This window comes from Corynebacterium sputi DSM 45148, from assembly GCF_000427865.1.
Lineage (GTDB): Bacteria > Actinomycetota > Actinomycetes > Mycobacteriales > Mycobacteriaceae > Corynebacterium > Corynebacterium sputi.
The window spans coordinates 1-14,374 of record NZ_ATYV01000025.1; the positions used below are offsets into that span (position 1 = coordinate 1).

The following is a 14,374-nucleotide window of genomic DNA, read 5'->3' on the forward strand; positions in this document are numbered from 1 at the left end:
CCAACCCCGCCGCCGGCGGGCCCACCGATACCGAGAATCTGCAGGCCTTGTGCCAGCGGCACCACAACCTCAAGACCGACAAGCTCTTCGATGTCATCCGGTATTCCGATGGCCGCACCGTGTGGTCCTCTGGCGCTGATGGAACCTCGGCGACGACATATCCGGCCGGACCTGCCAATGGTCCGGGTCGGGTGAGTGTGTCGGCGCGGCTTCGTCGTCGATCTGCTCGGGTGCGTGACTACAACGAACAGCGCATGGGCGGGGCGGACCCGCCGAAGGAGGAGGGACCGCCGCCATGGGAGGAGCCACCACAGCAGGACCGCAAGGCACTGCCTCCGGGCAAGTCCGCCGGTCCGCCTGACCCAGACCAGAACGAGGGGGCGTGAGTGATTGGACCACCAAGCAGGTGCACCGATCACCCATGCCCCGGTGGGTTAGGAGTTGCCCATTTTTGCGTCGTCACGAGAACCGGAGGTCCAGTCCTTGATCCACTCCGGGACTACGAGGTCGTCAGGGAATCCACCGACGAGGTTGTCCAACTCTTCGACCGACACCGAGCCGCCCTCCTTCTTCAGGAAGCGAATGCGGATAAAGGCACGGGCATATACCTCATCTTTGGAGGTGAATGTCTGCTCGGCGTAAATCCAGCGATCGTCGACGCCAACGACACGGGAGCGGACCTCGTATTTCTGGAGGGGTTTGAGAGAGCGTCGATAATTGATCGTCTGACCGGCCACCACCGGGTACCAGCCCTTGGCTTGGAGCTGGTCCCAGAATCCGGAACGTCCAAGGAGGTCCAGGCGACCAAGGTCCATGACCGCGAGGTAGCGGCTATTGGTCATGTGGCGGAAGATGTCGCAGTCATTCGGGAGAACGCGGAACTGTGTGACCGCGGTGTCCCACAAAGTGATGCGGTCTTTCGTGCGGTTTCGCAGTTTCAACTGCAGCAGGCGCAGGTACAGGTTCATGCAGGCTCCTCGGCGGCAGGCCGAGTTGCTGGCCCAACACCGCTCATAGAATGAATAAATTCATACCAAGACTAACGACGTCTCATCCCACGCCCAATTCAGACAGCCGCGGTCAGTGGAAACACCGAACCAGTTTGGCTGCCGCATCGGCGGGATCCTTTGCAGACGCGATGGCTGACACCACCGCCGCCTGGTGGACTCCGGCGGCAGCAAGTGGAGCAAGATCGGCCGTCGTGATCCCGCCGATGGCAACCACCGGCACCGGAGAAAGCCTCACGTAATCAGCCATGCCGTCAACACCGAGACCGCCGGGTGTCCCGGACTTGGTGGCAGTCTCTCGGAACTGCACGCCGATCTGGTCGACGGTTCCGGTGGGAAGGGCGAGAAGGGCGTCGAGATCAGCTTGGGTGGTGGCGGAGAGGCCGAGGACGGCGTCATTGCCGATGAGTCGGCGGACGGTCTCGACCGGAAGATCGGTCTGGCCAACATGGACGCCATCGACGACTGTGCCGAGGTCACGGGCCGCGAGGAACACATCGATGCGATCATTGACGACGAGGAGCGCAGAACCAGGCGAAGCGGCGATCTCTTCGGCACACTTAGCGACGAGATCGAGGACGGGTCCTGCATCAGCGTTCTTCCAGCGCACCTGAACCATCGTTACGCCGGCGTCGACGGCGGCGCGGACGTATCTGGCAGTGGCGTCGATAGGGTCAGCTCTGGTCACGGAGACCGTCTGGTCAGGATCGGTGACGAAGTAGATGCCGCGTACGTCGGCGGTGCGTGAGGTCACCGGAACTGAGCCCGCTTTCGGATGTCGTCGGCGGTCATGGAGTACAGCGCATCGAGGAACTGCGGACTAAACGTGCCTGGGCCGTGGGAATTCTCCGCCGCGAGGTCTGCGGCGACGGTGTAGGCGGAAGCTCCCGCAGCAACTGATTCAAGCATCCCGACGCCCCGATCAACTCCCACCGACACGAACGCACCGAGATACGCGCCCAGTGCACAGCCACCACCGGTGACCTTGGTCAAAAGGTCCGAACCGTTAGCGGCTCGGATCGTGCTTTCGGCATCGACGATCAGATCAACTTCGCCAGAGACTGCGACTACGCCGCCGGTCTTGGCCGCGAGGGATCGTGCGGATTCTGCAGCAGCGTCGACACTCTGCGCGGAGTCGACCCCTTTTCCACCAGTGCCTCCGGCCAGTCCGATGATCTCCGAGGCATTGCCGCGGATGACCGTGGGGGCACGATCGAGGAACTCGAAAGCCAGGGCACTTCGTACGGGCAGGCCACCGACCCCAATGGGGTCGAGTACCCAGATGCCACCGGATTCGGTGAGAGCCGACACTACCTCTCGCATACCGACGATCTGATCCCCATTAATCGTCCCCAAGTTCACGAGGGTGGCATCGGCAATACCGGAGAAAAGCCCGGCCTCGCCCTCCACGTCGACCATTGCGACGGTGGCACCGGAGGCCAAAACTACGTTCGCGGTGAAGTTCTGCGTGACGGTGTTGGTCAAGCACTGGACGAGCGGGCTCTCTTCACGGAGTGCCTCGACCAGTGTGGCGGTGATGTCTATCTGTGCGTCAGCGTGTGTGTCTGTCATGGTGTTCTCCTCTACCTGCTCTCCACGAGCCACTGTCCCAGGATCCGGGAGCATTCCTCCACTCCGGAGACCCATAGTTTCCCGGCGCCGTCGCCGGCTGAGTCGGAGACGAGTTTCACCAGATCCACCGGGATCCCGCGGCGGGTGGCAATCCACGCGATGGCGTAACCCTCCATGTCGACTAGTTCTGCGGAGGCAGCTAGTCGAGCCCTAGTGACTGGGTCATTGACGAAGATGTCGCCGGTGGCGAGGCGAAGGCCGGGGGCGTCGTGAAGTGGGATGGTTGGATAGGCAGTTTCTCCGGTGAGTTTCTTCACGTCCGAATGCGAGAAATCGTGGAGCTCCACTGAGGTGACGCGGTGGACTCCATTGACGCCGTCGACCAAAGCGCCGGCGGTGCCAAGGTTCACGATCCGCTCGGGAGCGGGCCCGGATGCGAGGGTCGCAGTGAGCGCTTCTGCAGTGCGCAACCGGCCAATTCCGGTCAGCAGAATTGGCAAATCGGTCTGCAAGTGTTCGGCTTCCTCAGCCGTGGCGACGACAAGCAGCGGCGCCTCTGGATCGACGTCGCCCCGCAACAGTGTTTCCGTGATCATCGACCCCACAGTAATCGGACGTACATACGTACGGTCAGTAGGATGAAGATGTGATTTTCCAATCCGACAACAATCGATCGAGCCGCGCCTCCGAAGCCGAGCGCAAGGCTTCGGAACTGGTCCGCGGTGTCCTCGCGCGCGAAGAGCAGGTCCGCAACAACATCGCGTCGGAGTACGTCGATCCGTGGGAGATGCGCTACATCATCGACGAAACGATCACCCGCGGTCCGATCGCAGACTGGCGCCATGAAGCAGTGCGAGCCAGTCGGCTCATTCGCCGGTATTCCATTCAGTCGGGGTATCGGGAAAAGCTCCGGGACGTCGAGAAGCGAATTGATGCCATCCTTCTGATGGCCGAATCTCTCGAGGAATCGTGGGACGCCGCTGCGGCGTCCTCAAAGAGGCTTTCCGACGCCGAAGCCCGCGACGCCGACGCCTTCGAGCGCGAGCGACGCACACAAAACGACGCAGAGGAGGCACGCCGTATCCGCGATGAGAAGCGCGAACAGCGCCGACGCGACTTCCAGAGGAAAGTGGAGAACATCGCCTCTGACACCATCGACCGCACCCGTGAGGTCGGCGGTGGGGTCCTGCGGCGGTCCATCGATGTGGGTCGTGACGCCCTAGACAAGATGCCAAGCCTGCGCGACCTGCCGCGCAAGGGCGATGACCACCCACGGGAAGTCCGCAAGGCCGAAGCCCGTGACCTGCGCAAAGAACCGCCACTACCGGAAGACTAAGCGAGAACCAGCTTGACTGACACACACCTGTCCGAACCCACCTTCCCCGATTCCGCGGACTTACCGGAGCACATTGACCTGGTGGTCGTGGACATGGACGGCACGCTTCTCGACGGAGATGGCAACCTCCCCTCGGGACTTCAGGACCTGCTGGAGCAGCTGCGCGATAATGGCACGTCCTTCGTTCCTGCCAGCGGCCGTCAGCTCGCTACGCTGCGCAATCTGTTCGCAGGCCTCGATCCGACGCCGGACACATTCCTCGCGGAGAATGGCGCCGTCATCGCCGACGGTGACTCGACGATTGTCGCTGACTCCATGGACCAGGCGGTGGTGGATCGCATCATCGATACGGTTCGCGATTCAGGCCTGGACAACGGACTGGTGGTCTGCCACCCGGACCGCGCATACGTCGAGCGTTCCGATGAGGCGTTCCTCAAGGAGGTCGGCAAGTACTACCACGAGCACACGGTGGTGGAGGATCTGCATGGTGTGGAGGGGGACGTCGTAAAGCTTGCGATCTTTGACGTCGACGACGCAGAGACCTCCACCTGGCCGGTGCTGCGCGAGGCTGCGAAGCCGGAGCTGCGCCCAGCGCTGTCCGGTGCGCATTGGGTCGATGTCATGATGCCGTCGGTCGACAAGGGCAAGTCGCTACGCAAGCTCGCTGAGCACCGCGGAATCAACATGGATGGTGTCGTTGTATTTGGCGACTACCTCAATGACCTGCAGATGATCGAAGCCGGCGGCTTGTCCTTCGCGATGGCGAATGGGCACGGTGACATCATCGCCGCAGCCGACTACGTCGCGCCGGCGAACACCGAAAATGGTGTCGTCACCACGACGAAGCGACTGATTAGCGAATAGCCTCGATCAGGCGCTCACGTGCTCCGGTTCCCGCACTTCGGAAGTGGGTACCGGAGCATCGTCATTTTTCTGCATCCGGGCCCACGTGATGAAGCCGTAGGTCACAAAGACGCCGTAGACCAGGTACAACACCGCTGACGGGTAGTACCCGCCGGCCCACAGCAGCGGCACGCCGACGATGTCGACGGCGATCCAGATCAGCCAGAACTCGGTCCAGCCGCGGGCCATGCCCCAGGTCGCCAGTGCAGAGCCGACGAAGATCCATGCGTCAGCCCACGGGCCCCACGAGCCGAGTGCCGTGAAGATCCACGCAAAGAGAACCGTGCCGCCGACTGCCAGTGCCAGTAGCAGGAGTCGTTCCTTGCCAGTGGCCCAGCGAGGCTGGAAGGCCGCTTCGCCTTCACCAGCGGTGGCGCGCAGTCGTGCCCACCGCCACCAGCCATAGACGCTGATGGACAGGAACATCACCTGCCGGCCGGCCTGTCCATACAGGTCAAGGTCTTGCGGGGTATTGAATACGCCACCGAGAAACACGGTGAACAGGAGTATGTTGCCGGCGATGCCGACGGGCCAGGCCCACACGACACGTTTGAGTCCGGCGTACGCGAAGACAAGGCCAAAGCCGTTGCCGATAATTTCACGCCAGAGAATGGGGACGCCATTGATGTCCCATTGAGCGTCCAAAAGTTTGATGAGAAGGTCCACGGTGGCTCCTTGGTTCGGAAGATTCTTCGTGGTCCTCCGGGCAGCCCGTGGCATATGCGACAACGACGACCGGACCCCAAAAGGGTTCGGCCACGCTACCGCGCATAACGCGGGGTTCTCTTCACTCCGGACTATGACCGTCGGCCCAGGAATCACACCTGGTCTGCTTGTCCCCTCTCCTTGCGGTGAGGGCGCTCGCGGGCTCAGCACTGTCGTGCATTACCGCCGGTGGGGAATTTCGCCCCGCCCTGAGAACTGAATCTGACTGTAGCACCGCCGGATCTAACCGGAAAGAGTTTCGACTGAGCCGAATGAATTCCAGTGTTGGCAGACGCAACTTGCACGCCGATTGAAGTTTTGCACGGTGACTGCAATACTTTGCCCGTCGCTCTATAACTATTTTCAGATGGAAGAAAGGCTGCCTCCATGGCAAAGCTTCTGTACCGGCTCGGACGATCCGCGTACCTGAACAGACTGAAGTTCCTGGCCGCCTGGCTACTGGTCGTGATCGGCATGGGTGTCGCCGCGTTCACGCTCTCTGAGCAGACCGCCACCAACTTCACCATTCCCGGTCTCGAATCCGTCGACGCTCAGGAGCAGATTCAAGAGAGGTTCGACTCCTCAGAGGACGAACTGAACGCCGCCACTGGCAGCATCGTGATCCAGGCTCCAGAGGGCTCGACTCTCGCGGATCCGGATGTCGCCGCTGACGTTGAGTCGTTCCTGGAAGAACTGCGCGGCATCGATGGCCTAGCTGACCAGGATACTCTGGTTAACCCGGTTATGGCAGCAGCCGGCATGGAGCAGCAGCTCACCGAAGCCAAGACCGCCGAGGGCATGCCCCCGGAGCAGATCGCCTCCGACATCGCGGCACTGAGCCCGCTGTCTGAGGACGGTCGCACCGGCCTCATCAACGTCGAATTCGACGCACCGTCCTTCATGGACATCAATGAGGCCGACAAGGACGCCGTCATCGATGCCGTCGAGGCGAACCAGGACGACCTGACCATTGCCTACTCCGGCAACGCCTTCCAGACCACTGACTTCATGGGTGCCGCCGAGCTGATCGGTATTGCCGTCGCCGCCTTGATTCTCATCATCACCTTCGGTTCCCTCGTCGCGTCAGGCATGCCGCTGATCACCGGTGTCGTTGGTGTTGGTATCGGTGTCGCAGGCGTCTACGCTGCCACCGCATTCACCGACTCGGTCAACGACACCACCCCGATGCTTGCTTCGATGATCGGCCTGGCCGTCGGCATCGACTACTCGCTGTTCATCGTTTCCCGTTTCAGGAATGAAGTGGTCGCCTTTGTGAAGGGCGAGGAACTAACGCCGAGAGAACTCGGACCCAAGTTCAAGGACATTCCGTTTTCGGATCGAGCGCATCTGGCAGGACTGGCCGTCGGGAAGGCTGGTACGGCTGTTGTCTTCGCGGGCATGACCGTGGTCATCGCGCTCGCAGCGCTGTCCATCATCGGAATTCCGTTCCTCACCGCAATGGCCGTCGCCGCAGCCGCGACCGTCATCATCGCTGTTCTTGTCGCACTGACCTTGCTGCCTGCTCTGCTGAGCCTCTTCGGCAGCGCGGTGTTCTCCGGAAAGCTGCCGTTCATCAAGGCTCCGGATCCGGAGTGCGAGGCCCCGACGATGGGTCTGCGCTGGGTCCGCCAGGTACGCAAGCGCCCGGGTCTCTTCGCTGGCGCCGGCGTCATCCTGCTTGCTGTGCTCGCCATTCCGGCCGCTCAGCTTCACCTCGCAATGCCATCTGACGGCACCATGTCTCCAGACAGCCCCAACCGCGTCGCCTACGACATCACCGAAGATGCCTTCGGCCCAGGTCGCAATGCTCCGATGGTTGCCCTGATCGATACGCAGGGCCTCTCCCCTGAAGACAACGCCATGGCCCTGGGCACCGCCGTCCAGGAAATCCAGTCCGTGGACGGGGTCGTTAACGCCCAGGTCATCGCGGTCAACGAAGCCGGTGACGCCGCCCAGCTCCTGGTCACCCCGGAGTACGGCGCGACCGACGAGCGCGCTGGCGACGTCCTCCACGACATCCGAGACCAAGGCGCCACCTTCCAGCCCGATACCGGTGCAACCTTCTCCATCACCGGTGTCACCCCGATCTACGAGGACATCTCGGAGCGTCTCTCTGACGTGCTCATCCCGTACGTCGCCATCGTTGTGGTCCTAGCGTTCCTGCTCCTGATGCTGGTGTTCCGCTCCATCTGGGTGCCGCTGATCGCTGCACTGGGATTCGCGCTATCCGTCGCCGCGACGTTCGGTCTGACCGTCGCTCTGTGGCAGGAGGGTTGGGGCGGCATCGTCTCCGACCCGCAGCCGATCATTTCTTTCCTCCCGATCATCCTCATCGGTCTAGTCTTCGGCCTGGCAATGGATTACCAGGTCTTCCTGGTATCTCGAATGAGAGAGGGCTGGGCGCACGGAAAGACCGCAGCCAATGCGGTGTCGAACGGCTTCAAGCACGGTGCCCGCGTGGTCACTGCCGCAGCACTCATCATGATCAGCGTCTTCGCAGCGTTCATGCTGATGGACGAGCAGTTCATCAAGTCCATGGGCTTCGCCCTGGCCGCCGCAGTGCTGTTCGATGCCTTCATCGTCCGTATGACCATCGTCCCCGCCGTCATGTTCATGCTCGGAGAGAAAACCTGGTACCTGCCGAAGTGGCTGGATAAGATCCTGCCGCACGTAGACGTGGAAGGAACCACCCTGGCGGATATCTCCCCCGGTGGTGAAAACGAAGACAAGGCTCTGGCCAACGCGGCCGCCCAGTCTGAGGTTGACTGACATGTCCGGGTGGAGAGAACAAAAGAAGGCGATGACCAGGTCACGCCTGGCGTCAGCGGCAGTGAATTTGCTGCTGACCCAGGGTGACGAAGCCACGACAGTCGCCGCGATCGCCAATCTCGCTGATGTCTCCACCCGCACGTTTCACAACTACTTCGCTCGTCGCGAAGACGCATTTATGGAGTTTCTCCACGAGGTCATCGACGACTGGGCCGACGCAGTTCGGGCCGCTCCTGCAGAGATTCCGCTGCTGGAGGTGATGAAGAACGTCTACGTTGACGTCATCGGACGCCCGAACGATGCCGAGGATTCACCGCACAGCCTGATGATGGTGGCTCAGCACGTCGCGATGGTTCGGGCCCCGGCCGACCGCAGCCAGGCTTTTTGCCTGCTCAGTCCTCTGGAAGGAGCGATCGCTGAGCGGTGTCCGCACCTGTCGCCCTTCGAAGTGTCGCTCTTTTTGGACACCGTCTTCGCTGCTATCGCCAGTGCCCTGCGGTTCAGCATCGCCGAGTTCGGTGAAGATTCCCCAGAAGTCACCGCCGCTACTGAAGCCCGGATGGACGAGGCCTTCGCCCGCGTCGCCGCTGGATTCGGAGATCTGGTGTGAGTGCCACTGCCCGCCGTCGCACGAAGCGATCCAAGGGCTGGGTTCCTGATCAACATGGCGCGTGGGTCATGGTCGTCGTTCCGGCTCTGGTCGGAGTCGGCCTGGCCCCGGCCGGGGTCGATATTCCCCTTCTCATCACATGGTGGGCAGGGTATTTCGCGTTCTTCGCAGCAGGCATTCTCGTCCGCTCCCGATTCCGTGAAATCAACCGTCCGCCGGTGTACGTCTATGGCGCCATCACCATCGCAGCCGGTCTCATCTGCTTGGCAGTGAACTGGCGGTTCCTCTACTGGATCCCCGCTTTTGCACCATGGGTTCTCATCGCGATATGGGAGCTATGGAAACGCCGCCCACGATCGCTGGCCTCTGGCTGGTCGACGGTGATCGCCGCTTGTCTCATGACGCCGCTGGGCGCGTGGGCCGGAGGTCATGATCTAGATCTGCGGGTATGGGCAGTCACCGCGGTACTCACCGCGTATTTCCTCGGCACCGTTCCCTACGTCAAGACCCTCATCCGCGAACGCGGAGACGCACGCTGGTTGTGGTTCTCCGTCGGGTTCCACGTCGCAGTGACGTTGATCGCCGTGGCCGCCGCTTTCAGCGGCGTGGTCTCGTGGCTGGTGCCACTCGTTTTTTGCTTTACGACGCTCCGAGCCTTCACCATGCCCTTCTCCGGCCAACGGAGACAGCGACCATGGACCCCGAAGACTGTTGGGTTGATCGAGGGCGTAGTGACTGTCCTGGTGGTTATCGCGGCTTTGGTGCAGGCCTAGTTACCCGGCGAAATCAGGCGGGTCGGTCTACGGTGTTGTCCCAGTGGGGTTACAGGGGACAAAGGGGACACACTCATGCATGACACACCGCTGACCGTTGCCGACCTGGCGCGGAAAATGCAGATGCCCGATCGGCCGGCTGCGGGATGGCGGCGGGTACTGCGCAATGCCACCGGTGGCGTGGTCGATTTGGGGGAATCGGCGGAGCAGCGACATACTCGGGAACTGATCGACCGGGTACGCACTCCCCTGGATTCCGACCGGCGGATCGCTGTGCTCAGCGTGAAAGGTGGGGTGGGCAAAACCTCGACGACCATCGCGTTGGGCTCGACCTTCGCCACACACCGTGGTGACCGCGTTGTCGCCGTGGACGCTAATCCGGATCTCGGTACATTGGCCGACCGCGTACCGGATCGCAATCCCGCCACCGTCCGGGATCTGTTGCGAGCACCCTCGACAGAGCGCTACACCGAGGTCAGGGCGTGCACTTCGCAAGCGCCCTCGCGATTGGAAGTGGTCGGAAGTGAACGCGATCCCCAGGTCAGCGAGGCTTTCTCTGCGAACGACTACTCCCGGGCCCTCGACATTCTCCGCCGGCACTACACAGTGATCTTCACCGACTGCGGTACGGGACTAGTCGGATCGGCGATGGGTGCGATTCTGTCGACTACCGATTGTCTCGTGCTCGTGGCGACACCAGCGCTCGATGGTGCGTCCTCTGCCTGGGCCACCCTCGATTGGCTTTCGGCCCACGGGTATTCGGAACTGGTCTCATCCACAGTGGTGGTGGTCAATCGACTGACAGAATACGGCTCCGACGATGACTCCCTCACCGACCTCTTCAGCCGACGCTGCCGAGCAGTCCAGGTCATTCCCTTCGATCCGCACATCGCCCGCGGCGCGGACCTAGACATCGAGCAGCTCAAACCCGCCACCCGCCGCGCCTACCTGGAACTTGCGGCACTGCTGGCTGACGATTTTGTTCGACCCAGCGGCCGGCATGCGGTGCTGTAGTTAGGGCTGCAGCTGCTCACGGAACGGAGCCGAATCGACCTCTGTGGTGGTGGCAGGGACGAACTTCGCATTGCGGTCCTTGTCGACCAGAACTGCCCGAACGCCCTCGGAAAAGTCTGGAGTCCGGCGGATGAAACTGCCAAGGCGGAACTCATTACCTAGGCCCTCTTCGAGTGAGACATCCTGCGCATTCGCACGGTACAGCTCGGTTCCGGCAACGAGGGACGAGGGCGAGGCGGACGTCAGCAAATCATCGATGATCTTCAACGGATCGCAGTGCTTTTCGGTCTCACGAAGATCGTCCAGTTCATCTTCGATCGCTTCCCAGGTGTCGTGGGAGAATACCTGCTCAATGACCGGCCGCAGTGACTTGAGCTCTGACTCCCCCGCTTGTGAGGGATCGACTGAGTAGCGGCTGAGGGCGGTGTCGAGGTCGGAGGCGTCGATAAGCGAAAGAAATGCTTCTAGGTCACTCGACGGCACGAAGTGCGTCGCCCATCCTGCCCACAGCAGGTCCGCCGCAGACAGGCGGTAGCCGGTGAGACCGAGGAATCGTGCGACTGCGGGCGACGCATCACCATCAGCAGTGACGGCACGCTGGGACATGTGAGTAATGCCAACATCGGGGATGAATCCAATAGCCATCTCGGGCATCGCGGCGGAGGCGTTTTCAGTGACGATCCGGTGCGAACCATGCAGTGATACGCCGAGGCCACCGCCCATCGCGATGCCGTCAATCACTGCAACATAGGGCTTCGGGAACTGGGCGATCTCGTGGTTCATCGCGTACTCGTCGACGAAGAAGGTGTCGCCGGACTCGAAGTTGCCGTCGAGTTGTTCCTGACGAACGGCGCGGACATCACCGCCGGCACAGAATGCCTTTGGGTGCTCGGAGGTGATGACTACCTGGGCGACCGAATCGTCGTCGGCCCATCCTTTGAGGGCCTCCCGCACCAATTCGACCATCTCTTGGTTCAGGGAGTTGAGGGCCTTGGGCCGGTTAAGGACCAGGCTTCCCGACGCTCCGGACACATTCACAAGCACCGTTTCAGTCATGCGCTCATTGTGTCACGACCCCTTCGGAAGATGTGCGCCCAGTCACATCTCGGGGTAGCGGCTACTTCTTTTTGGAGGACTTGCCCTTGCTGGAGGACTTCTTTTTCTTCGACTCAGTCAGTTCAGCGGCGACGTCCGGCACGTAGCGGAACTCGGTGCGGGGAGGACGCTCGTAGGAGGTCTCAGACTCCGGGCGCTCGGGAACCTCCGGCAAGGGGCGCTCAATCTTCTCGTAGGGTACGGAGTTGAGCAGGTGGTTGATCACGTTGATGCGCGAGCGCTTCTTGTCCTCGGACTCTACGGTGAACCACGGCGCAGACGGAATGTCTGTGTGGATGAACATCTCGTCCTTGGCGCGGGAGTAGTCCTCCCAGCGGGTGATCGACTCCAAGTCCATCGGCGAGAGCTTCCAGCGGCGCAGCGGATCCTCACGGCGGGACTCGAAGCGGGCGACCTGCTCTTCATCAGAGACGGAGAACCAGTACTTGTGCAGCAGGATGCCGTCTTCGACAAGGAGACGCTCGAAGATCGGGGCCTGATGCAGGAAGCGGCGGTATTCCTGGGTGGTGCAGAAGCCCATGACGCGCTCGACACCGGCACGGTTGTACCAGGAGCGGTCGAAGATGACGATCTCACCGGCTGCGGGGAGCTTCTCCACGTACCGCTGGAAGTACCACTGACCCTTTTCCCGGTCGCTGGGCGCCGGCAGCGCCTCGATGCGGCAGGTACGAGGGTTGAGGTACTGGGTGATGCGCTTGATGGCAGAGCCCTTGCCCGCGGCGTCGCGGCCTTCCATGACGATGACGACACGGGCCCCGGTCTCAACGACCCACTGCTGCATGTCCACAAGCTCGGCTTGCAGGCGCTTGAGCTCCTTCTTGTAGGCCTTCTTGTTCAGTTTCGCCGGGGTGCCGGTGCCGTCATTGCTCATGTATTTGATCGTAGACCCGCCGAGGCTGGCTGAGTTACGGCTCAGTCACTTTCGGGTGTACATCCGAAGTGTGATTTGAGCGGTCACCGCGGAGAAGATCATCCCCACCACGAGGACAATTGGAGCCACCGTCCATAGGTGTGTGTTGTCGACTGGGGCGATGAGTTGGGCGTCGTAGATTCCTTGCAGGGCGCCGTCCAGCACCAGGGACTTACCCAGGAACAGACCAGCGATTCCCAGCACGCCACCGATGAAGGATGCGATGACAGCCTCCAGGACGAACGGAGCCTGAGTAAATCCGCGGGAGGCACCGACCATGAGCATGATGTCGACCTCACGGCGCCGCGAGTAAGCGGCGATCTGCACCATGTTTGCAATGAGGAAGATCGCAGCAATCGCCTGGATCGCGGCAATGACAAAGGTGGCATTGCGGACTGAGTCGAGGTTGTTCACCGCCTCAGAGATGTCATCGGCTTGGTCTGCGACGTAGGTGACCTGGGGAAGATCGCGGATCGCGTCGAGGGGCGAGGGGTCGGTGGGGTCTTCAAGACGCACTAGAATGACCGCTGGCAGCGACTCCGCTGTTGTGTTGGAAACCAGCGCCGGGTCGGTGTCCTCAAAAAGCTCGACGAACCGGGCGTAGTTCTGGTCGCGGTTGCGGTAGGTGATCGACTCGATGCCGTCTGCGCCCTCTAGTGCGGAGGTGACCTCGGTACAGGCGTCCGTGGAACAGGTCGCGTCTTCGGCAGAGATGAACTCATCGAGCTCGACCATCATCTCCACGCGGTCCAGATACATGTCCTTGGTCCGGTTGGTCATGTCCGTCACCAGCAAACCCGAAGCCAGCAACGCCAGCGAAATGGCTGTGGTGATGATCATCGCCACGGTCATGGTGATGTTGCGGCGCAGACCAGCGAAGGCTTCGCCGAAAATGAACTTCGTGTTCATGGGTGGCTCTCCTCTAGTTCTCTGCCGGCAGGTCGACGTCGGGTGTGGGGCTGAGGTCGTAGGAACCGTCAGCGTCGTCACGCACGAGTTGCCCCAGGGACAACTCGATCACACGCTTTTGCATCACGTCGACCGCGTCATTGTCATGGGTAGACATGACGACAGTGGTGCCCATGCGGTTGATGCGCTCGAGCAGCTTCATAATGTCGGCGGCGGTCTCCGGGTCGAGGTTGCCGGTCGGCTCGTCGGCTAAAAGGATTAGTGGACGGTTCACGATCGCGCGGGCAATTGCGACGCGCTGCTGCTCACCACCGGAGAGCTCATTGGGCATCCGCTCAGCGCGATCGGACAGTCCGACGAGGTCGAGAGCCTCACGGACAGCCTTATCAATCACATCCTTCTTCTTGCCGATGACCTGCATTGCGAAAGCGACGTTCGCGTACACATCCTTCTTCGGCAGCAGGCGGAAGTCCTGGAACACGTAGCCGATCTTGCGTCGGAGCTTCGGCACGTCCCGTGCCTTGAGCGTCCCGACGTCCTCCCCCGCAACCGTCACCGTCCCCGAGTCATCCTTACCGATGCCCTCCTCTCGGACGATCAGCCCGAGGAAGGTGGACTTGCCGGATCCGGACGGACCGATGAGGAAGACAAACTCTCCCTTGTCGATCTGCACCGACACTGAATCCAGTGCCGGTCTGACGGTTGGGTCGTACGTCTTCGTCACACGGTCAAAGGTGATCATTTGTGCCA

15 protein-coding genes, 1 pseudogene and 1 riboswitch are annotated in these 14,374 nt (G+C 61.6%); of the genes and pseudogenes, 7 read left to right on the plus strand and 9 right to left on the minus strand.

Annotation, left to right across the window (positions count from 1 at the left end; translation table 11 throughout):
• Window positions 1–386 (plus strand): annotated as a pseudogene (locus YWU_RS18375) (HNH endonuclease); the annotation flags it as partial.
• Between the two features lie 48 nt (window positions 387–434).
• Here the strand turns inward: YWU_RS18375 and YWU_RS0111775 are convergent.
• The 4 genes from YWU_RS0111775 to YWU_RS0111790 form a co-directional block, all read right to left on the minus strand.
• A complete protein-coding gene (locus tag YWU_RS0111775) occupies window positions 435–968 on the minus strand; it encodes an acyl-CoA thioesterase (RefSeq protein ID WP_027020637.1) in 534 nt (177 codons plus the stop codon).
• Between the two features lie 112 nt (window positions 969–1,080).
• Window positions 1,081–1,761, minus strand: coding sequence for a thiamine phosphate synthase (locus YWU_RS0111780; protein WP_027020638.1), 681 nt, complete (start codon window positions 1,759–1,761; stop codon window positions 1,081–1,083).
• Complete coding sequence (thiM, locus tag YWU_RS0111785; protein ID WP_034647812.1) at window positions 1,758–2,579, minus strand: hydroxyethylthiazole kinase; 822 nt, start codon at window positions 2,577–2,579, stop codon at window positions 1,758–1,760. Before thiM ends, YWU_RS0111780 begins: the two co-directional genes overlap by 4 nt.
• 11 nt (window positions 2,580–2,590) lie before the next feature.
• Entirely contained in the window at window positions 2,591–3,175 is a 585-nt protein-coding gene (locus YWU_RS0111790) for a nucleosidase (RefSeq protein ID WP_084142144.1), read from the minus strand.
• 50 nt (window positions 3,176–3,225) lie between these two features.
• Between YWU_RS0111790 and YWU_RS0111795 the strand changes: the two genes are divergently transcribed.
• Together YWU_RS0111795 and YWU_RS0111800 are read left to right on the plus strand one after the other, a co-directional pair.
• Entirely contained in the window at window positions 3,226–3,915 is a 690-nt protein-coding gene (locus tag YWU_RS0111795) for a hypothetical protein (protein WP_027020641.1), read from the plus strand.
• Between the two features lie 12 nt (window positions 3,916–3,927).
• Window positions 3,928–4,779 (plus strand): HAD family hydrolase, encoded by an 852-nt coding sequence (locus tag YWU_RS0111800; RefSeq protein ID WP_051260314.1) that lies wholly within the window; start codon window positions 3,928–3,930, stop codon window positions 4,777–4,779.
• A 6-nt stretch (window positions 4,780–4,785) separates the two neighbouring features.
• On the opposite strand, the gene pnuC is transcribed toward YWU_RS0111800, so the two are convergent.
• Window positions 4,786–5,484, minus strand: a complete 699-nt coding sequence (gene pnuC / locus YWU_RS0111805; protein ID WP_027020643.1) for a nicotinamide riboside transporter PnuC — start codon at window positions 5,482–5,484, stop codon at window positions 4,786–4,788.
• A gap of 110 nt (window positions 5,485–5,594) precedes the next feature.
• A riboswitch (FMN riboswitch) is annotated at window positions 5,595–5,744 on the minus strand.
• A gap of 166 nt (window positions 5,745–5,910) precedes the next feature.
• Here pnuC and YWU_RS16615 point away from each other — a divergent pair.
• From YWU_RS16615 to YWU_RS0111825, 4 genes are all read left to right on the plus strand, one after another.
• On the plus strand, window positions 5,911–8,292 hold the full coding sequence (locus YWU_RS16615; RefSeq protein ID WP_051260315.1) for an MMPL family transporter: 2,382 nt from the start codon (window positions 5,911–5,913) through the stop codon (window positions 8,290–8,292).
• 31 nt (window positions 8,293–8,323) lie between these two features.
• Window positions 8,324–8,902, plus strand: a complete 579-nt coding sequence (locus YWU_RS16620; protein WP_051260316.1) for a TetR/AcrR family transcriptional regulator — start codon at window positions 8,324–8,326, stop codon at window positions 8,900–8,902.
• Window positions 8,899–9,675, plus strand: coding sequence for a YwiC-like family protein (locus YWU_RS0111820; protein WP_034647809.1), 777 nt, complete (start codon window positions 8,899–8,901; stop codon window positions 9,673–9,675). Before YWU_RS16620 ends, YWU_RS0111820 begins: the two co-directional genes overlap by 4 nt.
• 75 nt (window positions 9,676–9,750) lie before the next feature.
• Window positions 9,751–10,689 carry a MinD/ParA family ATP-binding protein gene (locus YWU_RS0111825; protein ID WP_027020645.1) on the plus strand — a complete coding sequence of 313 codons (939 nt, stop codon included), beginning with the start codon at window positions 9,751–9,753 and terminating at the stop codon, window positions 10,687–10,689.
• Here YWU_RS0111825 and YWU_RS0111830 read toward each other — a convergent pair whose 3' ends face one another.
• The 4 genes from YWU_RS0111830 to ftsE form a co-directional block, all read right to left on the minus strand.
• Window positions 10,690–11,745 carry an enoyl-CoA hydratase/isomerase family protein gene (locus tag YWU_RS0111830; protein ID WP_027020646.1) on the minus strand — a complete coding sequence of 352 codons (1,056 nt, stop codon included), beginning with the start codon at window positions 11,743–11,745 and terminating at the stop codon, window positions 10,690–10,692.
• 61 nt (window positions 11,746–11,806) lie between these two features.
• On the minus strand, window positions 11,807–12,676 hold the full coding sequence (gene ppk2 / locus YWU_RS0111835) for a polyphosphate kinase 2 (RefSeq protein ID WP_027020647.1): 870 nt from the start codon (window positions 12,674–12,676) through the stop codon (window positions 11,807–11,809).
• Between the two features lie 45 nt (window positions 12,677–12,721).
• Entirely contained in the window at window positions 12,722–13,624 is a 903-nt protein-coding gene (gene ftsX, locus YWU_RS0111840) for a permease-like cell division protein FtsX (RefSeq protein ID WP_027020648.1), read from the minus strand.
• A 13-nt stretch (window positions 13,625–13,637) separates the two neighbouring features.
• Window positions 13,638–14,366 (minus strand): cell division ATP-binding protein FtsE, encoded by a 729-nt coding sequence (gene ftsE, locus YWU_RS16625; RefSeq protein WP_051260317.1) that lies wholly within the window; start codon window positions 14,364–14,366, stop codon window positions 13,638–13,640.
• Window positions 14,367–14,374 lie beyond the last annotated feature (8 nt).

What these genes read in the sequence shown, in the direction of transcription:
- YWU_RS0111775 (WP_027020637.1), bottom strand. Translation starts at nt 968, where the DNA reads ATGAACCTGTACCTGCGCCTGCTGCAGTTGAAACTGCGAAACCGCACG.
- thiM (WP_034647812.1), bottom strand. Translation starts at nt 2,579, where the DNA reads ATGACAGACACACACGCTGACGCACAGATAGACATCACCGCCACACTG.
- YWU_RS0111790 (WP_084142144.1), bottom strand. Translation starts at nt 3,175, where the DNA reads ATGATCACGGAAACACTGTTGCGGGGCGACGTCGATCCAGAGGCGCCG.
- YWU_RS16615 (WP_051260315.1), top strand. Translation starts at nt 5,911, where the DNA reads ATGGCAAAGCTTCTGTACCGGCTCGGACGATCCGCGTACCTGAACAGA.
- YWU_RS16620 (WP_051260316.1), top strand. Translation starts at nt 8,324, where the DNA reads ATGACCAGGTCACGCCTGGCGTCAGCGGCAGTGAATTTGCTGCTGACC.
- YWU_RS0111825 (WP_027020645.1), top strand. Translation starts at nt 9,751, where the DNA reads ATGCATGACACACCGCTGACCGTTGCCGACCTGGCGCGGAAAATGCAG.
- YWU_RS0111830 (WP_027020646.1), bottom strand. Translation starts at nt 11,745, where the DNA reads ATGACTGAAACGGTGCTTGTGAATGTGTCCGGAGCGTCGGGAAGCCTG.
- ppk2 (WP_027020647.1), bottom strand. Translation starts at nt 12,676, where the DNA reads ATGAGCAATGACGGCACCGGCACCCCGGCGAAACTGAACAAGAAGGCC.
- ftsX (WP_027020648.1), bottom strand. Translation starts at nt 13,624, where the DNA reads ATGAACACGAAGTTCATTTTCGGCGAAGCCTTCGCTGGTCTGCGCCGC.
- ftsE (WP_051260317.1), bottom strand. Translation starts at nt 14,366, where the DNA reads ATGATCACCTTTGACCGTGTGACGAAGACGTACGACCCAACCGTCAGA.